General features: G+C 65.5%; 22 protein-coding genes and 3 tRNA genes. 20 read left to right on the top strand and 5 right to left on the bottom strand.

What is annotated here, in order from left to right; all coding sequences use genetic code 11:
* The first annotated feature begins 1 nt into the window (after window position 1).
* The 7 genes from LG306_RS12645 (at window position 2) to LG306_RS12615 (ending at window position 4217) form a co-directional block, all read left to right on the top strand.
* Entirely contained in the window at window positions 2-202 is a 201-nt protein-coding gene (locus tag LG306_RS12645) for a DNA gyrase inhibitor YacG (RefSeq protein ID WP_404415032.1), read from the top strand.
* 27 nt (window positions 203-229) lie between these two features.
* Window positions 230-305: transfer RNA gene (locus tag LG306_RS12640), tRNA-Phe, on the top strand.
* 532 nt (window positions 306-837) lie between these two features.
* Window positions 838-1719, top strand: a complete 882-nt coding sequence (locus LG306_RS12635; RefSeq protein ID WP_017505197.1) for a MotA/TolQ/ExbB proton channel family protein — start codon at window positions 838-840, stop codon at window positions 1717-1719.
* 5 nt (window positions 1720-1724) lie between these two features.
* The gene (locus tag LG306_RS12630) at window positions 1725-2159 is read left to right on the top strand and encodes a biopolymer transporter ExbD (RefSeq protein WP_017505196.1); all 435 of its coding nucleotides are present in this window, start codon (window positions 1725-1727) and stop codon (window positions 2157-2159) included.
* Window positions 2160-2173: 14 nt separating this feature from the next.
* Window positions 2174-2893 carry an energy transducer TonB gene (locus tag LG306_RS12625; protein WP_017505195.1) on the top strand — a complete coding sequence of 240 codons (720 nt, stop codon included), beginning with the start codon at window positions 2174-2176 and terminating at the stop codon, window positions 2891-2893.
* A 150-nt stretch (window positions 2894-3043) separates the two neighbouring features.
* Window positions 3044-3120 (top strand) — tRNA-His (locus tag LG306_RS12620).
* A gap of 110 nt (window positions 3121-3230) precedes the next feature.
* Entirely contained in the window at window positions 3231-4217 is a 987-nt protein-coding gene (locus LG306_RS12615) for an aldo/keto reductase (protein WP_404415027.1), read from the top strand.
* A 74-nt stretch (window positions 4218-4291) separates the two neighbouring features.
* On the opposite strand, the gene LG306_RS12610 is transcribed toward LG306_RS12615, so the two are convergent.
* Window positions 4292-4714 carry a DUF2147 domain-containing protein gene (locus LG306_RS12610; protein WP_404415024.1) on the bottom strand — a complete coding sequence of 141 codons (423 nt, stop codon included), beginning with the start codon at window positions 4712-4714 and terminating at the stop codon, window positions 4292-4294.
* A 164-nt stretch (window positions 4715-4878) separates the two neighbouring features.
* Window positions 4879-7209, bottom strand: a complete 2331-nt coding sequence (gene ligA / locus LG306_RS12605) for an NAD-dependent DNA ligase LigA (protein WP_404415021.1) — start codon at window positions 7207-7209, stop codon at window positions 4879-4881.
* Window positions 7210-7329: 120 nt separating this feature from the next.
* Here ligA and LG306_RS12600 point away from each other — a divergent pair, with 120 nt between their 5' ends.
* The 3 genes from LG306_RS12600 to LG306_RS12590 all read left to right on the top strand — a co-directional run bounded on the left by LG306_RS12600 (window position 7330) and on the right by LG306_RS12590 (window position 9515).
* Window positions 7330-8286 (top strand): M28 family peptidase, encoded by a 957-nt coding sequence (locus tag LG306_RS12600; RefSeq protein ID WP_404415018.1) that lies wholly within the window; start codon window positions 7330-7332, stop codon window positions 8284-8286.
* Window positions 8287-8446: 160 nt separating this feature from the next.
* Window positions 8447-8773, top strand: coding sequence for a hypothetical protein (locus tag LG306_RS12595; protein ID WP_404415017.1), 327 nt, complete (start codon window positions 8447-8449; stop codon window positions 8771-8773).
* Between the two features lie 172 nt (window positions 8774-8945).
* Window positions 8946-9515 carry a sugar transferase gene (locus LG306_RS12590; protein ID WP_404415014.1) on the top strand — a complete coding sequence of 190 codons (570 nt, stop codon included), beginning with the start codon at window positions 8946-8948 and terminating at the stop codon, window positions 9513-9515.
* Here LG306_RS12590 and rpiA read toward each other — a convergent pair.
* A complete protein-coding gene (rpiA, locus tag LG306_RS12585; protein ID WP_404415012.1) occupies window positions 9512-10198 on the bottom strand; it encodes a ribose-5-phosphate isomerase RpiA in 687 nt (228 codons plus the stop codon). The genes LG306_RS12590 and rpiA overlap by 4 nt on opposite strands.
* A 105-nt stretch (window positions 10199-10303) precedes the next feature.
* Here rpiA and LG306_RS12580 point away from each other — a divergent pair, with 105 nt between their 5' ends.
* Window positions 10304-10999 carry an SseB family protein gene (locus tag LG306_RS12580; RefSeq protein ID WP_404415009.1) on the top strand — a complete coding sequence of 232 codons (696 nt, stop codon included), beginning with the start codon at window positions 10304-10306 and terminating at the stop codon, window positions 10997-10999.
* A 6-nt stretch (window positions 11000-11005) separates the two neighbouring features.
* On the opposite strand, the gene glmU is transcribed toward LG306_RS12580, so the two are convergent.
* Window positions 11006-12358, bottom strand: coding sequence for a bifunctional UDP-N-acetylglucosamine diphosphorylase/glucosamine-1-phosphate N-acetyltransferase GlmU (gene glmU / locus LG306_RS12575; RefSeq protein WP_404415006.1), 1353 nt, complete (start codon window positions 12356-12358; stop codon window positions 11006-11008).
* Window positions 12359-12416: 58 nt separating this feature from the next.
* On the opposite strand from glmU, the gene LG306_RS12570 reads away from it, so the two are divergent.
* The 7 genes from LG306_RS12570 to LG306_RS12540 all read left to right on the top strand — a co-directional run bounded on the left by LG306_RS12570 (window position 12417) and on the right by LG306_RS12540 (window position 18196).
* Entirely contained in the window at window positions 12417-13136 is a 720-nt protein-coding gene (locus tag LG306_RS12570) for an HAD-IA family hydrolase (RefSeq protein WP_404415003.1), read from the top strand.
* Window positions 13137-13236: 100 nt separating this feature from the next.
* Window positions 13237-14526: a dicarboxylate/amino acid:cation symporter gene (locus LG306_RS12565; RefSeq protein ID WP_404415000.1), complete on the top strand. Its 1290-nt coding sequence runs from the start codon at window positions 13237-13239 to the stop codon at window positions 14524-14526.
* Between the two features lie 56 nt (window positions 14527-14582).
* Window positions 14583-14657: transfer RNA gene (locus LG306_RS12560), tRNA-Val, on the top strand.
* Window positions 14658-14911: 254 nt separating this feature from the next.
* Complete coding sequence (locus tag LG306_RS12555) at window positions 14912-15052, top strand: hypothetical protein (RefSeq protein ID WP_165116349.1); 141 nt, start codon at window positions 14912-14914, stop codon at window positions 15050-15052.
* Between the two features lie 66 nt (window positions 15053-15118).
* Window positions 15119-16489, top strand: coding sequence for a class II 3-deoxy-7-phosphoheptulonate synthase (locus LG306_RS12550; protein WP_404414997.1), 1371 nt, complete (start codon window positions 15119-15121; stop codon window positions 16487-16489).
* Window positions 16490-16579: 90 nt separating this feature from the next.
* On the top strand, window positions 16580-17155 hold the full coding sequence (locus LG306_RS12545) for a prephenate dehydratase domain-containing protein (protein WP_404414994.1): 576 nt from the start codon (window positions 16580-16582) through the stop codon (window positions 17153-17155).
* Window positions 17156-17473: 318 nt separating this feature from the next.
* The gene (locus tag LG306_RS12540) at window positions 17474-18196 is read left to right on the top strand and encodes a chorismate mutase (RefSeq protein ID WP_404414991.1); all 723 of its coding nucleotides are present in this window, start codon (window positions 17474-17476) and stop codon (window positions 18194-18196) included.
* 44 nt (window positions 18197-18240) lie between these two features.
* Here the strand turns inward: LG306_RS12540 and panC are convergent, their stop codons facing one another.
* The gene (panC, locus tag LG306_RS12535) at window positions 18241-19101 is read right to left on the bottom strand and encodes a pantoate--beta-alanine ligase (RefSeq protein ID WP_404414988.1); all 861 of its coding nucleotides are present in this window, start codon (window positions 19099-19101) and stop codon (window positions 18241-18243) included.
* 75 nt (window positions 19102-19176) lie between these two features.
* Here panC and LG306_RS12530 point away from each other — a divergent pair, with 75 nt between their 5' ends.
* Both LG306_RS12530 and LG306_RS12525 read left to right on the top strand, forming a co-directional pair.
* Entirely contained in the window at window positions 19177-19836 is a 660-nt protein-coding gene (locus tag LG306_RS12530; RefSeq protein ID WP_404414985.1) for an SPOR domain-containing protein, read from the top strand.
* A gap of 129 nt (window positions 19837-19965) precedes the next feature.
* On the top strand, window positions 19966-20802 hold the full coding sequence (locus LG306_RS12525; RefSeq protein WP_404414982.1) for a division plane positioning ATPase MipZ: 837 nt from the start codon (window positions 19966-19968) through the stop codon (window positions 20800-20802).

The following is a 20802-nucleotide window of genomic DNA, read 5'->3' as shown; positions in this document are numbered from 1 at the left end:
GGTGGCTTCCTGTCCCATCTGTCGCAAGGCTGACGCCGATCCCAAGTACAAGCCCTTCTGCTCACGCCGCTGTTCGGATGTCGATCTTCAACGCTGGTTCACTGGCGCCTATGCCATTCCGGTCGCCCTGGACGAGGGTGCGCAAGATGATGACGAAAAGTACGGATTGGGCGCTGGACAGGCGGAAAAGCCTCCCCTATAGACCCGCCTCTCGCGACGCCGCGTCGGCGCCTGGATAGCTCAGCTGGTAGAGCAGCGGATTGAAAATCCGCGTGTCGGTGGTTCGAACCCGCCTCCAGGCACCATATTTTCCTACACCGTGAAAATCGATTGTTTCGGACGCATGATCCTGCGCTGCGGCCTTTGCGCCCTCCTTGGGTTTCAGTGGGCTTGCAGCGATCAGCCCGACATTTGCAATATCGGGACATGATCGCGCTCAAGATGGCCGTTTTGAACAAACTTGCTCCATCTGACGCCAGATCATCATCAAAATGTCGCGCAGCTGCACTTTAATGCGCCGGTTGGTGGAACTTTTCTCCATGTCTCTCGACGGGTTAAAAGCCCCTGTTGTCCCTTGACGCTCCGGTAAGGGTTCGTCAAAGGGTTGAGGCGCCTTCGCAAGAAGACGTTAATGCGGATCGCCGGAGACGTGTCTCCGAAGGTTCGACCAGCGGAGACGAGGCGGGCGACCGTTTCGATCTCCACCGAAGATTTCAGCGAGCTCTTATCCTCGAAAGGACGGGCGCGTTGAAGGAAACATTTCAGGTTGGGGGGCGGTCGCTGACTATGGCCGCACCTTTGGTTCCACGAGTCAGACCAAGCAGGAACTGGCGAATTATGCTGAACAGCAAAAAGACGAATATCCTTCTCGCCATGGCCGGCGCCGCCGCGCTGATGGCGAGCTCGCCGGTCCTGGCCCAGGCCCCGGCCGAGCCCACCCCGGCCGCCTCGACTGCGGCTCCCGCAGCCGCCGCTCCCGCTGCCGGCGAAGCTGATCCCGCAACGGTGAACGACGCAGTCGGCGGCGGTCACGGCGACATCACCCCGATCTCCATGTTCATGGAAGCCACGGTCGTCGTTAAGGTCGTCATGGCCGGCCTGCTGCTGGCCTCGATCCTGTCGTGGACCCTGCTGCTCATCAAGCTGTTCGAGTTCGGCGCTCTGAACCGTAAGACCGACAACTTCCTCGAGAACTTCCGCGGCGCCCGCACCATCGCTGACATGCGCGCTGTCTCGACTCAGGAAGAGTTCGACGGCAACCCGCTGGCCGACATGGCCGCCGCCGCCACCGAGGAAATCGAACTGTCGCGTCAATCGGGTCTGTCGGTCACCGGCGATCACCTCGACTCGGCCATGGCCCGCGCTCAGTCGGCTGTCGCCGCCGTGCAATCCGGTCTGGCCCTGCGCCTGTCGGGCGGCCAGCAGTTCCTGGCGTCGGTCGGCTCGATCGGTCCGTTCGTCGGTCTGTTCGGCACCGTTTACGGCATCATGAACTCCTTCATCGGTATCGCCCAGTCGAACACGACCAACCTGGCCGTCGTGGCTCCGGGTATCGCTGAGGCTCTGCTGGCCACCGGTATCGGTCTGTTCGCCGCTATCCCGGCCGTTGTGTTCTACAACTACTTCAACACCCGCATCGCTGCTTACGGCACGCGCGCCGACGGCTTCGCCGCTGAGCTGCTGAACGGCATCTCGCGTCAGCTCGACAAGGGGGCGTAAGACGGATGGCCGCCAAGATTAAATCGGGCGGCGCTGGCAACCTGCCTCAGGCCAACAGTGATATCAACGTTACGCCTTTCGTTGATATCATGCTGGTCCTGCTCATCATCTTCATGGTGGCAGCTCCGCTAGCCTCCGTGTCGGTGCCTGTTGAGTTGCCAATCGCCGTCGCCAAGGCGGCCCCGAACCCGCCCAAGCCGGTCTATATTTCGATCCAGAATGACGGCGACGTCTATGTGGGCGACTTCCGGACCGACGTCGGAGCCCTGGGTGAAGATCTGAAGAAACAGATCGGATCCCGGAACCCGGCCGATGAGCGGATCTTCATTCGGGGCGACCAGAACACCCGTTACGGCGACTTCATGCAGGTCATGAATGCGCTGCAAGATAACGGCTTCTATAGCGTTGCGCTGGTCGGCGAAGACCAGGCGACGAGTTAGGATGCGGAGATAGTATGACAGACGTCGAATATCATCGCAGTCGCTACGACGTACCCAAGAAGAAGGGCTTCATGGGGGTGTCCTACCCCGTGCTGATCGTCTGCCTGATGGTGGTCAGCATCTTGTTCGCGTTGCTGATCTTCTTTGTTCAGCAGTCCAAGTTCAAGCTGAAGGAGTTCAACTACGTCGACGAGTCCGTCGAGGTCGAGTTGGTCGAGCCGGTTCCGCCGCCTCCGCCGCCTCCGCCCCCGCCGCCTCCGCCGACGGATACGCCTCCGCCGCCGAAGCTTCAGGTGCGCGTGCCGGCTCCGGTCCCGAACATCGTTCCCCCTCCGCCGGTCAACATCACGCCGACGAAGAAGGAAGATCGGGTTGAATACACGGGTCCGCCCGTCAATATTCCTGGACCTCCGCCGCCGCCCGCGCCTCCGGCTCCACCGCGTCCGTCGACGATCACGAACGTTCAGTGGTCGCGCCAACCGCGTCCGACGGCTGATGACTTCCCGGCGCGTGCGCTGGAGCGTGAAATCAGCGGTTCGGCTACGGTCGAGTGCACGGCGCGCTCCAACGGATCTCCGGCGAACTGCCGCGTGGTGTCCGAAGAGCCTGCCGGAATGGGCTTTGGCCGCGCCGCCATTCGGGTGGTTCAGCGTGGACAACTGTCCCCGCGGACCGTCGATGGCGCCGCCCAAGACGCGACCTTCCGCGTCCGGGTGCCCTTCACCCTCGGGTGATCGTCACGGCAATAGACAGGACGCCCCGGAGAGCAATCTCCGGGGCGTTTTCGTTTGGGCTGTCACCCGCGAAATCTCCTGACGAAATGTGAGGAAGGCGCTTGATCGCCTGCCGCAGGCCCGGTAGAGAACGCGCCTCGCGATGAGCGGGCCGCCTTAGCTCAGTTGGTTAGAGCGCCGGTTTGTGGAACCGGAGGTCCTCAGTTCAAGCCTGAGAGGCGGTACCATCGCAAAGCGCGGCCGGGCTTGCAGCCCGCCGTCGTCGCGACCATCTCCTGATCGTCGGCCGTCCTATCCGCATTTAGGCCGATCCCCACATCGACAGGAGAAGGCCCCCATGAAGACGCGCAAGTTGGGTGCGAACGGCCCCAAGGTTTCGGCCATTGGCCTGGGCTGCATGGGCATGAGCGCCTTCTACGGCGGCGCCGACGAGGCCCAGTCCATTTCCGTCATTCATCGTGCGCTCGATCTGGGCATTACTCTGTTCGACACGGCCGAGATGTACGGTCCTCACATCAACGAGGCGCTGGTCGGCAAGGCGCTGAAGGGCCGGCGCGACCAGGCCTTCATCGCCACCAAATTCGGTATCAACTATAACGCCGACCGCACCAAGCTGATGACCGACGGCAGCCCGGCCAATGTGCGGCGCGCCATCGAGGGCAGCCTGCAACGCCTGGGCGTCGATCACGTTGATCTCTACTATTTGCACCGCGTCGATCCGGACACGCCGATCGAGGACACGGTCGGGGCGATGGCGGAACTGGTGAAGGAGGGCAAGGTCCGCTTCCTTGGCCTGTCTGAAGCCGCGCCCGACACTCTGCGCAAGGCCCATGCGACCCATCCGATCACGGCGCTGCAAACCGAATATTCGCTATGGAGCCGCGAGCCGGAGGACGAATTGTTCGCAGTCGTGCGTGAACTCGGCATCGGCTTCGTTCCGTATAGCCCGCTGGGGAGGGGCTTCCTGTCGGGCGATATCACCTCAATCGACGATCTGGACGCCGACGACTTCCGCCGCACCAACCCGCGCTTCATGGGCGAGAACTTCCAAAAGAATTTGGATTTGGTGGAGGCGGTGAAGGCCATTGCGTCGGACAAGGGCATAACCGCCGCTCAACTGGCCCTGGCCTGGGTGCTGGCCCAAGGCGGGGATTTGATTCCGATCCCCGGCACGCGTCGCATCGCCACCTTAGAGCAGAATGCAGCGGCCGTGGACGTCGTCCTGACGTCTGAAGAACTGGCGCAGATCCAGGCCGTCTTCCCGAAAGGCGCCGCGACGGGCCATCGCTACGCAGAGGCGGCGCGGGCGGCGCTAAACCGCTAGCTTTGACAAGCGGACAAGAAAAAGGCCCGGTCGGATCGCTCCGGCCGGGCCATTCTTTTGCCTCGCAACAAATCCTACTGGATGCGGGTCCAGGTCTGCGTCTTGCAGAGCGGGGCGACGATGCAGCCGCGCAGACGCAGGCTGTTGTCGTTTGTCATGGTGATGGTGCCGCGATAGGTGCCGCCGTCGGCCGGATTATAGACCGAGCCGTTGCGCCATTCCGTCGGACCGCCGGTGAAGCCCGTCAGCATCGGCAGATTGCGCAGGGTGCGGGTCCGCAGCGAGGAGTCACGATTATGCTCGTCACGCGCGTTGGCGTCGCGGCGGATGTGGTCCGAGGTCACCAGCGTGCCGCACAGCGCTTGGCCGCAGCGCGCGATCCGCACCTGACCGCCATTGGTCGGCGTCTGCCACAGGCCGGTTGGATCACCCGCCAGGGCCGGAGAGGCGAGGGCCGTCGCCAGCGCAGCGGCGGCCAGCATGATCTTGGTCTTCATGGTCGTTCCCTTGTTCAGGTCGCCTGTGCGACCCTTTGATGCACAAGGTGATCCGGCTTTCGGCCGAAAACAAGGCCGAAATGCTGCGCGAACACCAACGAAAACCGGACCTTAGGTCAAGTTATTAGCCTTGCGCCGAGTCGGTGGATCTCAACCGGCATGGCTCATTCGATCAGGGCCAGCCAGTCGTCCTCTGTGAGCACCTGGACACCGTGTTTCTCGGCGTCCTTGAGCTTGGAGCCGGCGCCGGGCCCGGCGACGAGGTAGTCGGTCTTCTTCGACACCGATCCCGAGACCTTTGCGCCCAGGCTTTCAGCACGGGCCTTGGCCTCGTCGCGCGTGAAGCGTTCCAGGGCGCCGGTGAAGACGACGGTCTTGCCGGCGACCGCCGTGTCGGACTTGGGGCGTTCGGCGTCGAGGATCTCGGTCAGTTCGGCTTCGAGCGCGGCGACGACCTGCAGATTATGCGGCTCGTGGAAGAAGTGGGCCAAGGCCTCCGCCGCAACAGGACCGACGCCGGTGACGCCGGCGATCTGGTTCAGGATTTCGGACGGGCCGTCCTCGCGCGCGACTCGGGCTAGTTCGATTAGGCCGGACCAGTCCTGAACCATCGTCGCCAACGACCGGCGGGCGGGGGCGGCCAGGCCGGGAAAGGCCTGGCTGATCTTCATGTCTATCGTGGCCTCGGGCCAGGGATCGACGGCGGGGGGCTTAGCCTCGGCCATCAGGGCCAGGACGCGGGGCGATATGGCGTGGGCGGCGGCCAGCCCGGTCCAGGCGTCGGACGGCACGCCCGAGGCGGCCTGGAGGCAGGCGGCCTTCAGCGCAGGCCAGCTCTCGAAGGCGCGGGCCAGCACGATGGAGGTCTGTTCGCCGATGTCGCGGATTCCCAAACCGAACAAGAACCTGTCCAGCGCGATGACGCGGCGGGCGTCGATGCCAGCGACCAGGTTGCGGATGCTGGTCTCGCCATAACCGTCGTCGCGTTCCAGCGCCTTCAGCCGCGCCTCGTCGCGCGCCAGTCGGAAGATGTCGGCAGGCTCCTTGATCCAGCCGCGCGCATGGAAGGCGACCAGCTGCTTTTCGCCCAATCCCTCTATGTCAAAGGCGCGGCGACCGACGAAATGCTTCAGCCGTTCGACGATCTGGGCGTCGCAGATCAGGCCGCCGGTGCAGCGGCGTTTGACCTCGTCGCCTTCGCGCACGGCTTCAGAGCCGCAGACGGGGCAGTGTTCAGGGAAGACATAGGGGGCGGCGTCGGCGGGACGTAACTCCGGGGCCACGCCCAGGATCTGGGGGATGACGTCGCCGGCGCGTTGCAGGCGGACGGTGTCGCCGATGCGGACATCCAGACGTTCTATCTCGTCTTCATTGTGCAGGGTGGCGTTGCGCACCACGACACCGCCGACGGTGACGGGATGCAGCCGGGCGACGGGGGTCAGGGAGCCGGTGCGGCCGACCTGGATGTCGATGCCCTCCAGCACCGTGGTCGCCTGCTGGGCCGGGAATTTGTGGGCGATGGCCCAGCGGGGGCTGCGGGCGACGAAGCCCAGCCGGCGCTGCCAGTCGATGCGATCCACCTTGTAGACCACGCCGTCGATGTCATAGCCCAGGGTCGCGCGGTCGCGTTCCAGCTCACGATAGACGGCGATCAGGCCCTCGGCGCCCTCGACCCGGCGCGAGCGGGCGTTGACGGGGAACCCCCAGGCCTTGAGCTTTTGCAGGGCGTCCCACTGGGTCTCGGCGAAGTCGCTGGAGTGTTCGCCCCAGGCGTAAGCGAAGAAGTTCAGCGGACGTTTGGCGGTGATCCGGGCGTCCTTCTGGCGCAGGGAGCCGGCGGCGAAGTTGCGGGGGTTGGCGTAGGTGCGGCGGCCTTCGGCCTCGGCGGCGGCGTTGAAGGCGGCGAAGGCGTCGTTGGGCGCATAGACCTCGCCCCGGATCTCGATCCGGTCGGGCCAGCCGTCGCCGGCCAGGGTCTGCTGCACATCGGCGATGGTGTTCAGATTGGCGGTGACGTCCTCGCCCGCGCGGCCGTCGCCGCGTGTGGCGCCGATCGTCAGCTTGCCATCGACATAGAGAAGATTGGCGGACAGGCCGTCGATCTTGGGTTCGGCGACGAAGGCGATCGGTTCATCGGAGGGCAGCTTCAGGAAGCGGGCGATCCGGGCGACGAAATCGCGGACCTCGCCCTCGTCGAAGGCGTTGTCCAGCGACAGCATGGGCACGCCGTGGCGCACCTCGGCGAACTGGGTTGAGGCGGCGGCGCCGACCTTGTTCGACGGCGAGTCTGAACGGATCAAATCGGGGAAGGCGGTTTCGATGGCCAGGTTGCGCGCACGCAGGGCGTCGTATTCCGCGTCGGAAATCTCGGGCGTCGCCTCGTTGTAGAGCGCGTCATGGCGGGCCATTTCGGCGGCCAGCCAGGCCAGGGCCTCGGCGGCCGTCTCGGCGGTGAGGTCTTCGACGGGGACTTCGAGAGGAATCGCGTTGGCCATGGCCGTCGTCATATCATCTGACGCGCCGCGCGTGCATCGCGCAAAGCCGATGATGACAGAACCGTAGGCTGACGCGCCGTCCGCTCTTCGCTAGGTTCGCGCGTCCTTATCGGAGCCTGTATGACTCGTTCGACCCTCTGCCTTTTCGTCGCTGGCGCCGCCCTGATCGTCAGCGGCTGCACCGCCGTTCCCGCGACATCTCCGAGTGCGCCGAGCGCCGTCGCGACTGGTCCGAGCCAACTGCTGGAGGACGTTCGCATCCTGTCGGCCGACGACATGCAAGGCCGCGACACGGGCTCAGAAGGCGGCGAGCGGGCGCGCGCCTATATCGTGTCGCGGCTGGAGGCCATGGGCGTTCAGGCGCCGCCGTTCGGGCGTTTGCAGCGGTTTGAGACGCCGGGCCGCACCCGCGAAGGCGTCAAGACCTTCAGCGGCGTCAACATCGTCGGCCTGATCCCCGGAACGCGCGTCGCCGACCGCTATATCGTGGTGACGGCCCATTATGACCACGTCGGCGTCAATGACGGCCAGATCTTCCACGGGGCCGACGACAACGCCTCGGGCGTGGCGACGATGCTGGAGCTGGCGGCGCGGCTTAAAGCCGAACCGCCGGAACACAGCGTGTTGATCGTTGCGCTGGACGGCGAGGAGCGGGGGCTGTTGGGCGCTCGCGAGTTCGTCAAGGCGCCGCCGGTGCCGCTGTCGTCGCTGAGCCTGAACCTGAACTTCGACATGACGGCGCGGGCGGAGACCGACGGCCATCTGTGGGTCACCGGAACCTATCAGCATCCGAATCTGCGCCCCGTGCTGGAGTCCGTTGCGTCGAACGGGGCGGTGTCCTTCGCCTTCGGCAAAGACACCCCGCAGGATACGGGCGAGAACAACTGGGTCGACGCCTCCGATCATGGCGCCTTCCACGAGGCGGGCGTGCCCTTCCTGTACATGGGCGTCGATTATCATCCCGATTATCATCGACCGAGCGACACCTTCGACCGGATCACGCCGTCGATCTTCACCAGCGCGACCGAGATCGCCATCGCCGGGTTCCGCGCCTTGGATCGGGCGCTTGATCGATGAGGTCGTCATGGGCGGTTGTGGCGGTCGTGGGCTTGCTGAGCCTGGCCGCTTGCGAGCGGCGCGACGCCGCGACACCGACGCCGGAAGCGACGTTCCGGCATCGTCTAAACGGCGATATCTCGGGCGACTATCGCCCGACAGATGGGGGAGCGAGCAGCCCGTGGCATCGCTGTTCATCGGACAGGACGAGGCCTTCGCCGCCTGGGAAGGCGGGTCCCGCGCTTCGCTGCCGCTGATCCTGTCGCTGACCGGGCCGCAAGGCGAGGCCAGGGTTTTGCCGGACGCCTATGTCGTCACCGACGATCGGGTGCAGATGCGCGGCTCCGCGCCCGGCTTGGGCCCGGTGGAACTGTCGGCGCGGATTGATCAGGGCGCATTGGCGACGGCGCGGCGGAATCTCGGAGATCAGACGCCTGTTGTCGCCGGGACGGTTTCGGCCAACGGTCGTCGCACGCCCTTCACGCTGAGTTGGTGGGGCGGCGACTGATCTGAGCAATCTGCGCTGACGACGCGCCGAGATTGCCAACCGCGCAATCCCAAGTCATGGTGACGCTTGGGGGCGCTGAATGTCGATATCGGAATTGGCCGGGTGCGGAGTGACGTCGACACGCGGCGTCGGTGCGTCTCGGCGCCGTGTTCGTCACGACCCGACCCGCGCCATGGATGTCGTCTTCGCCCTGATAGGCCTGCTTCTGACCTGGCCGCTCTTCGTTTTCATTGCTCTGGGCGTCAGGGCGCAGGACGGAGGGGCCGCGATCTTTCGCCAGCAGCGGATCGGGCGCGACGGCCGAGTATTCGACTGTCTCAAGTTTCGCTCGATGAGGATGGGCGCGGAGCAGGACCTGCCGTCAGCCTCTGATCCGGAATGGCAGGCGATGCGAAAGCTGACACACGATCCGCGCGTCACATCACTGGGCCTGCTTTTGCGACAATCCAGCCTGGATGAGCTGCCGCAGCTGATCAATGTGTTGAGGGGGGAGATGTCGCTGGTGGGCCCCCGACCGATCGTGATCGACGAGGTGGCGCGATACGGGCGTCGACTGGCCGACTACTGCGCGGTCCGCCCGGGCCTGACAGGGCTGTGGCAGGTGTCGGGGCGCAACGCCGTGCCCTATCCGCGCCGTGTGGCGATGGATGTCTGGTTCGTCAGAAACCGCACCATCGGCGTCTATCTGGCCATCCTGGCGCGCACGGTTCCAGCGGTGCTGAGCCGCCGGGGCGTGTCCTAGGGAAGACGCTCCTCAACGCCCTCGTCCGTGCCGATGATGGCCAGGTCGGCGAGATCCAGAAACAGCCCGTGCTCCACCACGCCGGTGATCAGTTTCAGATCGTCGGCCAGACGGACCGGATCGTGGATCGCCTTGCAGCCCGCGTCATAGATCAGATTACCGCCGTCGGTGCGGACCAGGCCGCGATCCGCCTGACGCACGCGCGCCGGCTGGTTGATGTCATGGTCGATCAGCACATCGGCGATGCGGTTGGCCGTCGTCTTGTGACCGAAGGCGACGACCTCGATCGGCAGCGGGAAGGTTCCCAGCACAGGTACGACCTTGGCCGCGTCGGCGATGACGATGCAGCGGGCCGAGGCCTCCCAAACCAGCTTCTCGCGCAGCAGGGCCGCGCCGCCGCCCTTGATCAGCGCCAGGCCCGGCCCGATCTCGTCGGCGCCGTCCACCGTCAGATCGATGCGCGGCGTGTCCTCCAGCGTCGACAACGTCAGCCCGAGTTCGCGCGCCAAGTCTGCGGTCTTCTCCGATGTGGGCACGCAGCGCAGGTCGGGCAGGTTGCGCGCCGCCAGCGCCTTGACGAACCAGGCTGCGGTGGATCCGGTGCCCAGGCCGACGATCATGCCAGCCTCCACATGGGCAGCGGCGGCCTCGCCGGAAAGGCGCTTCTGAGCATCTGCGTTCATGCTCGCTTCTTATGGGCTGTCGAAGATGCCGAGAAGGGCTTTGGTCTTTGAAGAGCGAACAATCATGCTATTCCACAGCCTAGTTCCAGATTTTTGAGGCCAGTCGTGTCGTCCCAAAGCCCGTTTGAAGCGCTTTTAGAAGCCGCCTTGGCCGATCCGTCACGATCAGGTGGGGTAGAAACTGCGCTGCTTGGCGCTGAACTGTATGTCTCTCCGACTGACGGAGCGCCTCCTGAGGGAACTGTTTTTGGGAGAGATGTTCCGTTCAGATTGAACGGCTTGAGTTTGGATGACGAGCGTCAAGCAACGGCTGCGTTCTCTCGACCAGAATTCGCCACTGCTGTCTTCGGCGAACCTGCCAGCATGGGTATTCGCGGACGTCACCTTTTGGAGGCATTCGAGAGCGGCTGGATCGTGCTGAATCCGGGGCAGCAGGTAGGCCTGGTTCTTTCGCCTTCTGATATCGCCGCGATTTTGGCTAGAGCAGGCGACGCTCAGCCGACAGTGGATAATCCGAACATTGAAGTGTTGACGCCAGAGCAAATGCCCACGGCTTTGATCGCTAATATGAAAGCGGTGCTTGATCATCCCGCTATTCACTCGGCTTGGGTCTCCCAAACTAGGGACCGAACGAGCGGAGAGACCGGATGGCGGATCGAAGTCTATGGCGATCTTGACGTGTCTGCCGTTCGAGAGCGCGTGCGTCAGGGCACTCTAGGCCTCGACTTTGGCGACGAGCCTCTGAATCTCGTTATTGGTCCCGCGTCAGACACACTGGGCGCAGGATGTAGGATCATCTGACTTTATTTAGCTCGTCTTGGAATCGTTCCTGCCTCTTGCGGTTTTCCGGAAACCAGCGGCCGCTTCGGGTTTGACGGTCTGACGCGCGCGGCCGAAGGCCATGGCGTCGGCGGGCACGTCCTCGGTGATGACGGAACCGGAGGCGATCAGGGCACCGTCGCCGATGACCACCGGGGCCACCAGGCTGGAGTTCGATCCGACGAAAGCGCCGGCGCCGACCTGGGTCTGAGCCTTGTTGAAGCCGTCGTAGTTGCAGAAGATCGTGCCTGCGCCGACGTTGGCGCCGGCGCCGACCGATCCGTCGCCCAGATAGGCCAAATGATTGGCCTTGGCGCCTTCGGCCATCTTCACGTTCTTGACCTCGACGAAGTTGCCGACCTTGACCCCGGTCGCCAGGTCCGCGCCGGGACGCAGGCGCGCATAGGGACCGACCTCGGCGCCGGCCGCGACCCGCGCGCCCTCGATATGGCTGAAGCTGCGAATGCGCGCGCCGCCCTCGATGACCGCACCAGGGCCGAAGACCACGAAGGGTTCGACGACCGTCCCGCCGCCGATCTGGGTGTCCCAGGCGAAATGGACGGTTTCGGGCGCCGCCATCGTCACGCCGGCCGCCAGGAAGGTGTCGCGTTGCACGGTCTGGAACAGGGCCTCGGCCTGAGCCAGCTCGGCCTGGGAGTTGACGCCCATCACCGCATCCTCTGCGGCGAAGACGGCGCGGGTCGGGTGGCCGCCTTGGCGGGCCAGAGCGACGACATCCGTCAGATAGTATTCGCCCTTGGCGTTTTCGTTCTTCACCTCGGCCAGCAGCGAGAAGAGCAGGCCGGCCGGCGCGGCCATGACGCCCGAGTTGCAGGCGGTGATGGCGAGAATCTCGGCCGACGCCTCCTTGGCCTCCGTGATGGCGGTCAGGGTGTCGCCTTCGACGATCAGACGGCCGTAGGCGCCCGGATCGCGAGCCTCGAACCCGATGACGGTGACGCCGTCGGCATTGAAGACGGGCTCGATGTCGGCGGCCTTCAGCAAAGGAACGTCGCCATAGGTGACGACCACCTCGCCGTCGAAGCCGGCCAGCGCCTGTTCGGCGGCGCGCACCGCATGGCCGGTGCCGAGCGGCGGGTCCTGGACCGCAATGGCGGCCTCGCCCAGCCGCTTGACGACATGGGCCCGGACCTCCGGCGAGTGATTGCCGACCACGACGACGATGCGTTCGCACCCCAGGCCGTCCGCCGCATCGATGGCGTGGTCCAGCATGGCGCGGTGGGCGACGGTGTGCAGCACCTTGGGCAACGGCGACTTCATCCGCGTGCCCTGGCCGGCGGCGAGAATGATGGCGGCGCGGGCGCGTGTCTGGCTGGTCATGAATCGTCTCGCAGTCTAGTCGTCCTGCGATCTAGCCCATCATGCGGGCCAGCGGGAGATGTGGATGAGCGATCGCGACCTGGAAGGCTGGACCATCGCCTTCGACCTGGATGGGACGCTGGTCGATTCCGCCCCGGATCTGATCGGCACGCTGAACCGGATTCTGGTCGAGGAGGGGTTGCCGCCCGTGCCGATGGAGTCCGCCTCGACGCTGATCGGATCGGGCGCTCGGGCGCTGCTGGTGCACGGTTTCGAAGCCGCCGGCGCGTCGGTCGAGCGGGCAAAGTCCGACGATCTGTTCGAGCGGTTCCTGGCCGATTACGCCGCCCATATCGCCGACGGCTCACAGCCTTTCGAGGGCGTGGTCGAGACGCTGGAGCGGCTCAGCGCGCGGGGCGCAATCCTGGTCGTGGCCACCAATAAGCGTTCGGACCTGTCGGAGCTGTTGTTGGGCAAACTGGACCTGACCCGACATTTCGCCGCCATCGTCGGGCCGGATCGGGTCAGCGCGCGCAAGCCCTCGGGCGCCCATCTGAAGGAGGCCGTCGTGATCGCAGCAGGTGATCCCGAACGGGCCATCATGGTGGGTGACGCTGCACCGGATGCGGATGCCGCCCGAGACGCCGGCATGCCCTGCATTCTGACGACCTTCGGCTTCACGCCGACGCCCGTCGAAGACCTGGGCGGGGACGTGCTGATCGACGCCTTCGGAGACGTAGAAGAGGCGATCGACGGCATCCTCTCCGACTTCTACGTAAGGCGGGCGCTGAAATTCTGAAGCCAGCCGACAGGAAATCTGTCGGCTGAATGATCGCTGCTGCGGTTGCGGATCGCCATGGCGATGGACAGATTGGCGCACCCCTGCTGAAAGTGCCGTCATGCTCGCTCGCTTTTTCAAGATCCCGCTGTGGCAGCGGACCGCCGCCGGCTTCATCCTCGGCATCATCGCCGGGCTGATCCTGCGCGAGCGGGCCGAGACCTGGCTTCAGCCGATCGGCGACGTCTATCTGAACCTGATCCGCATGGTGGTGGCGCCGCTGGTGCTGTTCACCATCGCCAGTTCCATCGCCAAGCTGGGGGAAGGGGCGGGGGCCGTGCGGTTGGGGGTGCGGACCATCCTCTGGTTCGCCATCACGTCGCTGCTTGCTGTGCTGGTCGGTTTCGCCTTCGGTCACATCATCAATCCGGGCGTCGGCCTGTCCAACCTGCCGCTGGGCGAGGTGAAAGAGCGCGTAATCCCGACGCCGCTGGAAGTCTTGATCGGCGTCGTGCCGACCAATCCGTTCGCGGCCCTGGCCGAAGGCAAGGTGCTTCAGATCATCTTCTTCTCGGCCCTGGTCGGCATGGCCCTGGTGGCGCTGGGCGACCGGGCGCAGGGCGTTCGGCGTCTGGTGGATGAGGGTGCGGCCATCATCTTCCGCATCACCCGCTGGGTGATCCAGTTGACGCCCATCGGCGTGTTCGGCCTGATCGGATCGGTCGTCGGCGGCTACGGCTGGGAGGCGCTGCTGCCTCTGGTGAAGTTCATCCTGGCCATCTACGCCGCCTGCCTGTTCCACATCCTGATCGTCTATTCGGGCCTGCTGAAGGTGCATGGCCTGAAAGTGACCAGCTTCTTCCGCGGCGCCTTCGCGGCCCAGCAGACCGCATTTGCGACCTCATCCTCGCTGGGGACGTTGCCGATCACCCTGCGCCAGACGGTTGAGCGGCTGGGCGTGCCACAGGCTTATGCCGCTTTCGCCGTGCCCCTGGGGGCCAATGTGAAGATGGACGGGTGCGGGGCCATCTATCCGGCCATCGCCTCGATCTTCATCGCCCAGTATTTCAAGATCGATCTGACGCTGACCCAATATGTTCTGATCGGCCTGACGGCGGTGCTCGGCTCGCTGGGGACGGCCGGCGTGCCGGGGACCAGCATCGTCATGCTGACCCTGACCCTGTCGACCGCCGGCCTGCCGCTGGAAGGCATCGGCTATATCGTCGCCATCGACCGGATCATCGACATGATGCGCACCGCGACCAACGTCACCGGACAGATGCTGGTGCCGGTGCTGGTCGCCAAGGAAGAGGGCATCCTCAACCAGGACATCTACAGCGGTCACGTCGCCTGGCTGCCGGGCGACCCGGAAGCCGATACGCCCGAAGGCGTTCGCGCCGCCGGAATCTGAAACAGGCGCTTGCGCGGGGCCGGCGACCGGGCTATGTCGCCGCCTCCGCAAGGCAAGGACGCGTAGCTCAGCGGGAGAGCACCTCGTTCACACCGAGGGGGTCACAGGTTCAATCCCTGTCGCGTCCACCATTCTTTCCTTCCGACATCTGATCTGCGCCGCGACGAATGCTCGCGGGGCTGAACGCGCGGCTGTGTTGGGCGTTTGTCGTCCATGACCTTTTTCGCTCGCATACTGATCGCTCTGGACGCCGCGACCAAGATGTTGACCGGTAAGGAGCGTCTGCTCTGACGAGCAATCCTCGGGCGTCGGGCTTTTGCGATTGCGCTGACCGCGATGCATCGCCACCTTCGCTGTCGAATCAAGATATGAGACGAGAACGCCGATGGCTCGCAAACCCAACTACAGCTTTGAGCGTCAGGAACGCGAGCGCGCCGCAGCGCTGAAGGCGGCCGAGAAGGCGGCGGCCAAGGCCGAACGCAAAGCTGAAGCTGCGGCGGAAAAGTCGCCTTCTTCGGAAGACTGACATTTCGCGGCAAAATCCTCCTGTCTTTTCGTTGTTTGAATAGGCGCGAAGTCCTATTCTTGCGCGATGACACGCTGGACCCCTGAAAGCTGGAGAACAAAGACCGCCCTGCATATGCCGGCGGACTATCCGGATCCTGCCGCCCTCGCGCGGGTGGAAGACGAGCTGCGCGCCTTGCCGCCGCTGGTCTTCGCCGGCGAAGCGCGGCGCCTGACGTCGAAGCTGGCGCAGGTCGAGCGGGGCGACGCCTTCCTGCTGCAGGGCGGCGACTGCGCCGAGAGCTTTAAGGAGTTCTCGACCGACAATATCCGCGACACCTTCCGCCTGATCCTTCAGATGGCGGTCGTGCTGACCTTCGCCGGGCGCAAGCCGGTGGTGAAGGTGGGCCGGATCGCCGGCCAGTTCGCCAAGCCCCGTTCGTCTCCGCTGGAGGAGATCGACGGCGTCGAACTGCCCAGCTATCGCGGCGACATCATCAACGGCATGGGCTTCACGCCGGAAGAGCGCGCGCCCGATCCGCAGCGTCTGATCCGCGCCTACAACCAGTCGGCCTCGACGCTGAACCTGCTGCGGGCCTTCGCTGGCGGCGGCTATGCCGACCTGTACAACATCCATCGCTGGACCCTGGGCTTCGCCGGAGACAACGCCGCCGGCGCGCAGTACCGCGAGCTTGCTGACAAGATCACCGAGGCCCTGGCCTTCATGGAGGCGGTCGGCGTCACGCCCGAGACCCATCCGGATCTAAGCCGGGTCGAGGTCTTCACCAGCCACGAGGCCCTGCTGCTGAACGTCGAGAGCGCCCTGACGCGTCTGGACGGCGGTTCCGGCGAGTGGTTCGACACCTCGGCCCATATGCTGTGGATCGGCGAGCGCACGCGTCAGCTGGACGGCGCCCACGTCGAGTTCATGAAGGGGATCAAGAATCCCATCGGCGTGAAGTGCGGACCGACCATGACGTCCGACGATCTGCTGCCGCTGATCGACGCCCTGAACCCGGACAATGTCTCGGGTCGTCTGACGCTGATCGGACGCTTCGGTCACGACAAGGTCAGTGAGCGCCTGCCCAAGCTGATGCGCGAGGTGAAGGCCTCGGGCCGCAAGGTGATCTGGTCCATCGATCCGATGCACGGCAACACGTTGAAGGCCGGCAACGGCTACAAGACCCGGCCGTTCGACCGGATTATGGGCGAGGTGAGAACCTTCATCGACGTGGCCGAGGCGGAAGGGGTCCACCCCGGCGGCGTCCACTTGGAAATGACCGGCCAGAACGTCACCGAGTGCATCGGCGGCGCCCAGGCGGTCACCGAGGATGACTTGTCCAATCGTTATCACACTCACTGCGACCCGCGCCTGAACGCCGACCAGGCGCTGGAACTGGCCTTCCTGGTGGCGGAGCGGCTGAAGGCCGGGCGGGTGGCGCAGTCGGCGGCGGCCTAGCCGTCGTCAGCGCCTCAAATGCGGGCCGATCCGGTCATGGTGACGCCACCGAGGCAGCGCCAGATCGATCCGACACCGAGGGAGTGATCGATGCAATCAGCGGCTGCAAGTGAAGAAAAGCCCGGCCGGGTCGCCTATCAGGGCGCGCCCGGATCGTTCAGCCATGAGGCCTGTCTGGCCCTGCGTCCGTGGGACGAGGCTGTGGCGTTCGAAACCTTCGCCCAGGCCCTCGATGCGCTGCGCGCCGGCGACTGCGGTTGCGCCCTGATCCCGGTCGAGAACTCGACCATAGGCGTGGTCGAGCCGGCCGCGACCCTGGTAGGCGGGCTTGGCGTGGAGCCCGTCGCCGAGGTCTGGCGGCCGATCCGTCATGCGCTGATGGCGGTCGACGGCGCGCGCCTGTCCGACATCCGCACGGTCGAAAGCCACCCCATCGCCCTGGCCCAGTGCAAGGGCACGCTCGCCGGTTTGAATGTCGAGGTTATCGAGCATTTCGATACCGCAGGCGCGGCCCGCGACGTCGCCGAAGCGGGCGATCCGACGCGGGCGGCCATCGCCCCGGTGGGCGCCGCCGAGGTGTACGGCCTGTCGATCCTGCGCAACGACTTGCAGGATTCCGGCGATAATCAGACGCGTTTTGTCCTGTTGAGCTTCCCTGAGGGTTGACGGCGCACGGTCTTTGCGTCCTTAAGACACCCACGGATCGCAACACGATCCGCATAAACCGGAACCGGACCATGTCCCGCCTGCGCGCTCTTTCTGTTTCTTTCGACCGTTCGCGCGCGGTTTCCGGCCTCTATTTCGGCTACGGCTTTTACGGCTTTCGATACGCCGGCTGAGGCGTCGGGCGCACTCCGTCCCTGACTGCTTCACCGGCGACCGCTCTGGACGAGAGCGGCGGTTCGCCCCTGCACATATCGAATCTCAGAATGCCGAAAGCCCTTTCTCATGCCCCATTCCAATCTTCAGCAAGTCTGGCCTGACATGGCCGACCTGACCCCCGAACAGCAGGCGCTGGCCGCCCTGCGCGCCGAAATCGACGGCATCGATGACCAGATCCTGGCGCTGTTCGAGCAACGCCTCGCCATCGCCGCCACCGTCGGCCGGGCCAAGGACGCGCCCACCGGACCGCACACCAAGCTGCGTCCCGATCGCGAGCAGACCGTCCTTTCGCGCATGCTGAAGCAGGCCAAGCCCGAGAACGTAGAGGCGGTCGAACATCTGTGGCGCGAGATCGTCGGATGGGGCCTGGCGCGCCAGGGCCGGCTTCAGGTGCAGGTCTGGGCCCCGATCGAACCGACCCGCGCCTATGATGGCGCGCGCCTGCGCTTCGGCGCCGCTGCAGACATCAAGATGGTGCGCGATCCGCAAAAGGCTCTGGCTTTCGCCGCCGAGGGCCACGGCATCGCCGTGCTGGCGATCAATACCGAGGACGCCTGGTGGATGGGGCTGCGTCGAGAATGGTCGATGCTGAGCGTGTTCGACGGCTACGGCGGCGAGACCCCGACGTCTCTGGCCGTCGGCAAGATCGATCCGCCGGCTCTGCCCAAGGGCCGACGCGTGGTGGTCACCGCGGGCGGAGACGCCGGCGACGGCGGCGGCGCGCGGCGCTGGGGCCTGAACACCCACCATGGCTGGACCATCGCCCTGACCGACGCCGATCTGGCGCCAGGCGACGCCGAGGGCTGCGTCGGCGCGATCGGCTGATCTTATAGGGCCGCATCCGGCGAATGGATGCGGCCCTTGTCGTTTCAGACCGCCATATTGTCGATCAGTCGCGTCTTGCCCAGCCAGGCGGCGGCCAGGATGCGGGCGGGGGCGTCGACGATGTCGTTGCGGAACGGCGTCAGGTCCTCGGCGTGGCGGATGGCGACGTAATCGACCCGATCAAACCCGGCTTTCAGAAGCGCGGCATAGGCTTCACGCTCGACGCCGGGCAGGGGGCGGCCGCTTGAGGCATGGACGCCAGCCTCCGCCAGAATGCCGTTCAGCCGCCGCGCGGTCTCAAGCTCGGTCTCTGACAGGTAGGCGTTGCGTGACGACAGGGCCAAGCCCCAGCCGTCCCGCTCCGTCGGCGCGCCGACGATCTCGACCGGCAGATCCAGGTCGCGCACGAACCGACGAACGACCATCAGCTGTTGGTAGTCCTTCTCGCCGAAGACCGCGACATCGGGCTGGACCTGGTTGAACAGCTTGGTGACGACCAGGGCGACCCCGCCGAACATCTGAGGCCGGAAATCGCCCTCGAGACCCAGCGCCGGGCCGGCGACGGCGACGCTGGTCGCAAAGCCTTCCGGATACATCGCGTCGGCTGAGGGCGCGAACATCAGATGGCAGCCGGCGCCGGACAGCAGACGGGCGTCTTCCTCCTGCTGGCGGGGATATTTGCCCAGATCCTCATGCGCCGCGAACTGGGTCGGATTGACGAAGTTGGAGGCGACGACGCGGTCAGCGCGGCGTGCGGCCTCGCGCACCAGGGTCAGGTGGCCTTCATGCAGGGCGCCCATGGTCGGAACCATGCCGACGCTCAGGCCTTGACGTTTCCAGTCCCGGACGACCGCCCGCAGGTCGGCGACGGTGCGGACGACGGGGAGGGGGGCGGCGTCTGTCATGATGAAGCGATTAACCTTTCCGCTTAAGCCTGTTGATGCACCAGACCGCAAAGTCTGGGCTCTAGGGTGGTGCTTATGACGCCCGCAGAAGCGACCCGTCCAGTTCTGATCGCCCTGGCCTTCGCCAGCAGCCTCGCCGTCGCCGGCTGCGGCGCGGTGGATAGCGATCCCCATCGGTTCAGCGCGATGGCCGAGAACGTCGCGGCGATCGACATTCCGCTCTCGGCCGGTGGTCGCGAAACCCGGCATACCCTGGCTGAAAAGGCGGGACTGCGGCCTATGCGCTTCACGCCCGTCAAGGTGGCCGTCATGGATCCCCACGCCATGTGGGACGCTCGAGACGTTCAGGCGGGTCTGCGTCCCGTCGATGAGGATACCGGGCTGCGCGACGCGGTTGTACGGGCTGCCCCGCCGGCGGTCGTGAAAGCCGTTGCAGATGAGGCGATCTCGCGGGTTCAAGCGCCCGTGTTGCGTCCCACCAGTCTCATGGCGGCGACGGAAACCGGGAGAACGATCCAACTGGGCGCCTATTCCAGTGCGGCCGGCGCGCGCCAGGCCTGGGATCGGATGAAGGCCACGTCAGACCTGTCGGGATTGTCGCCGATCTATCAGGAGGTCGAGGTGGGCGGCCGTCGCCTGACGCGGCTGAAGGTCGGGCCAGTCCCGACCGAAACCGCCGCTGCGGTATGCCGCTCCGCCGCTGTCGCCGACGCCTGGTGCGCGCGCAACAGCTGACCGACCCCGGTTCGCCGTCCACAGGTCTGCGTTAAGGTTCCGTTGACGTTTGGCGCTTTGAGGCCGAGTCTCTGCGGACCTAGGACCGCGCAGTCTGAGTCGCGCGGTCGGCACAGAGGATTCCCTCGAATGACGCAGCCGCATGTGATCGTCCTCGGCAACGAAAAGGGCGGGGCGGGTAAGTCCACCCTGGCCATCCACATCGTGACCGGCCTGCTGCACGCCGGGCGCTCGGTGGCGATCATCGATCTGGACCTGCGCCAGCGCTCGATGCAGCGCTTCTTCCACAATCGTCTGGCCTGGCTGGGGGCGAACGGGCACGATCTGCCCCAGCCGTTCATTCCTGACATGGGCGACGGCAAGGCCCTGGCCAAGGCGGACGTCGCCGACCAGATCGCCACCTTCGAGCGCGCCTTCGACGAAGCGGCGGCGCGGGGTGTCGATTGCATCCTGATCGACACGCCTGGCGGCGACACGGCGGTGTCGAACGCCGCCCACGCCCGCGCCGACCAGATCGTGACGCCGATGAACGACAGCTTCGTCGATTTCGACCTGCTGGGCGACGTGGATCCGGTCACCCTGGAGCTGCTGAAGCCCTCGATCTATTCCGAGAGCGTCTGGGAAGCGCGCAAGCAGCGCGCCATCGCCCAGGGCCGTCACGCCACGATCGACTGGTTGGTGGTCACCAATCGCCTCGCCGTCGCGGAGGCGCGCAACCGCAAACGTCTGGAAGAACGGATGACCAAGCTGGCCAAGCGCGTCGGCTTCCGCGTCGGTCCCGGCCTGCGTGACCGGGTCATCTATCGCGAACTGTTCCCGTTCGGCCTGACGGTGGCCGACCTGTCGAACGACATCCGGCCGGTCGCGGTGTCCCTGGCCCACGTCGCTGCGCGCCAGGAGATGCGCAATCTGATGATGGCCATGGGTCTGGAGCAGGTTCTCAGCCCTTTGGACGTGGCGGCCTGA

The organism is Brevundimonas vesicularis (assembly GCF_044807075.1).
Taxonomy (GTDB): domain Bacteria; phylum Pseudomonadota; class Alphaproteobacteria; order Caulobacterales; family Caulobacteraceae; genus Brevundimonas; species Brevundimonas vesicularis_G.
Note: the sequence above shows the minus strand (reverse complement) of the source record. Positions and strands in the feature narration are given on the sequence as shown.

Excerpts from the sequence above, each read along its gene's own strand:
- ligA (WP_404415021.1), bottom strand. The coding sequence starts at position 7,209 with ATGGCCAACGCGATTCCTCTCGAAGTCCCCGTCGAAGACCTCACCGCC.
- LG306_RS12630 (WP_017505196.1), top strand. The coding sequence starts at position 1,725 with ATGGCCGCCAAGATTAAATCGGGCGGCGCTGGCAACCTGCCTCAGGCC.
- glmU (WP_404415006.1), bottom strand. The coding sequence starts at position 12,358 with ATGACCAGCCAGACACGCGCCCGCGCCGCCATCATTCTCGCCGCCGGC.
- panC (WP_404414988.1), bottom strand. The coding sequence starts at position 19,101 with ATGACAGACGCCGCCCCCCTCCCCGTCGTCCGCACCGTCGCCGACCTG.
- rpiA (WP_404415012.1), bottom strand. The coding sequence starts at position 10,198 with ATGAACGCAGATGCTCAGAAGCGCCTTTCCGGCGAGGCCGCCGCTGCC.
- LG306_RS12565 (WP_404415000.1), top strand. The coding sequence starts at position 13,237 with ATGCTCGCTCGCTTTTTCAAGATCCCGCTGTGGCAGCGGACCGCCGCC.
- LG306_RS12615 (WP_404415027.1), top strand. The coding sequence starts at position 3,231 with ATGAAGACGCGCAAGTTGGGTGCGAACGGCCCCAAGGTTTCGGCCATT.
- LG306_RS12530 (WP_404414985.1), top strand. The coding sequence starts at position 19,177 with ATGACGCCCGCAGAAGCGACCCGTCCAGTTCTGATCGCCCTGGCCTTC.
- LG306_RS12625 (WP_017505195.1), top strand. The coding sequence starts at position 2,174 with ATGACAGACGTCGAATATCATCGCAGTCGCTACGACGTACCCAAGAAG.
- LG306_RS12590 (WP_404415014.1), top strand. The coding sequence starts at position 8,946 with ATGGATGTCGTCTTCGCCCTGATAGGCCTGCTTCTGACCTGGCCGCTC.
- LG306_RS12550 (WP_404414997.1), top strand. The coding sequence starts at position 15,119 with ATGACACGCTGGACCCCTGAAAGCTGGAGAACAAAGACCGCCCTGCAT.
- LG306_RS12610 (WP_404415024.1), bottom strand. The coding sequence starts at position 4,714 with ATGAAGACCAAGATCATGCTGGCCGCCGCTGCGCTGGCGACGGCCCTC.
- LG306_RS12540 (WP_404414991.1), top strand. The coding sequence starts at position 17,474 with ATGGCCGACCTGACCCCCGAACAGCAGGCGCTGGCCGCCCTGCGCGCC.
- LG306_RS12600 (WP_404415018.1), top strand. The coding sequence starts at position 7,330 with ATGACTCGTTCGACCCTCTGCCTTTTCGTCGCTGGCGCCGCCCTGATC.
- LG306_RS12635 (WP_017505197.1), top strand. The coding sequence starts at position 838 with ATGCTGAACAGCAAAAAGACGAATATCCTTCTCGCCATGGCCGGCGCC.
- LG306_RS12555 (WP_165116349.1), top strand. The coding sequence starts at position 14,912 with ATGGCTCGCAAACCCAACTACAGCTTTGAGCGTCAGGAACGCGAGCGC.
- LG306_RS12525 (WP_404414982.1), top strand. The coding sequence starts at position 19,966 with ATGACGCAGCCGCATGTGATCGTCCTCGGCAACGAAAAGGGCGGGGCG.
- LG306_RS12570 (WP_404415003.1), top strand. The coding sequence starts at position 12,417 with ATGTGGATGAGCGATCGCGACCTGGAAGGCTGGACCATCGCCTTCGAC.
- LG306_RS12545 (WP_404414994.1), top strand. The coding sequence starts at position 16,580 with ATGCAATCAGCGGCTGCAAGTGAAGAAAAGCCCGGCCGGGTCGCCTAT.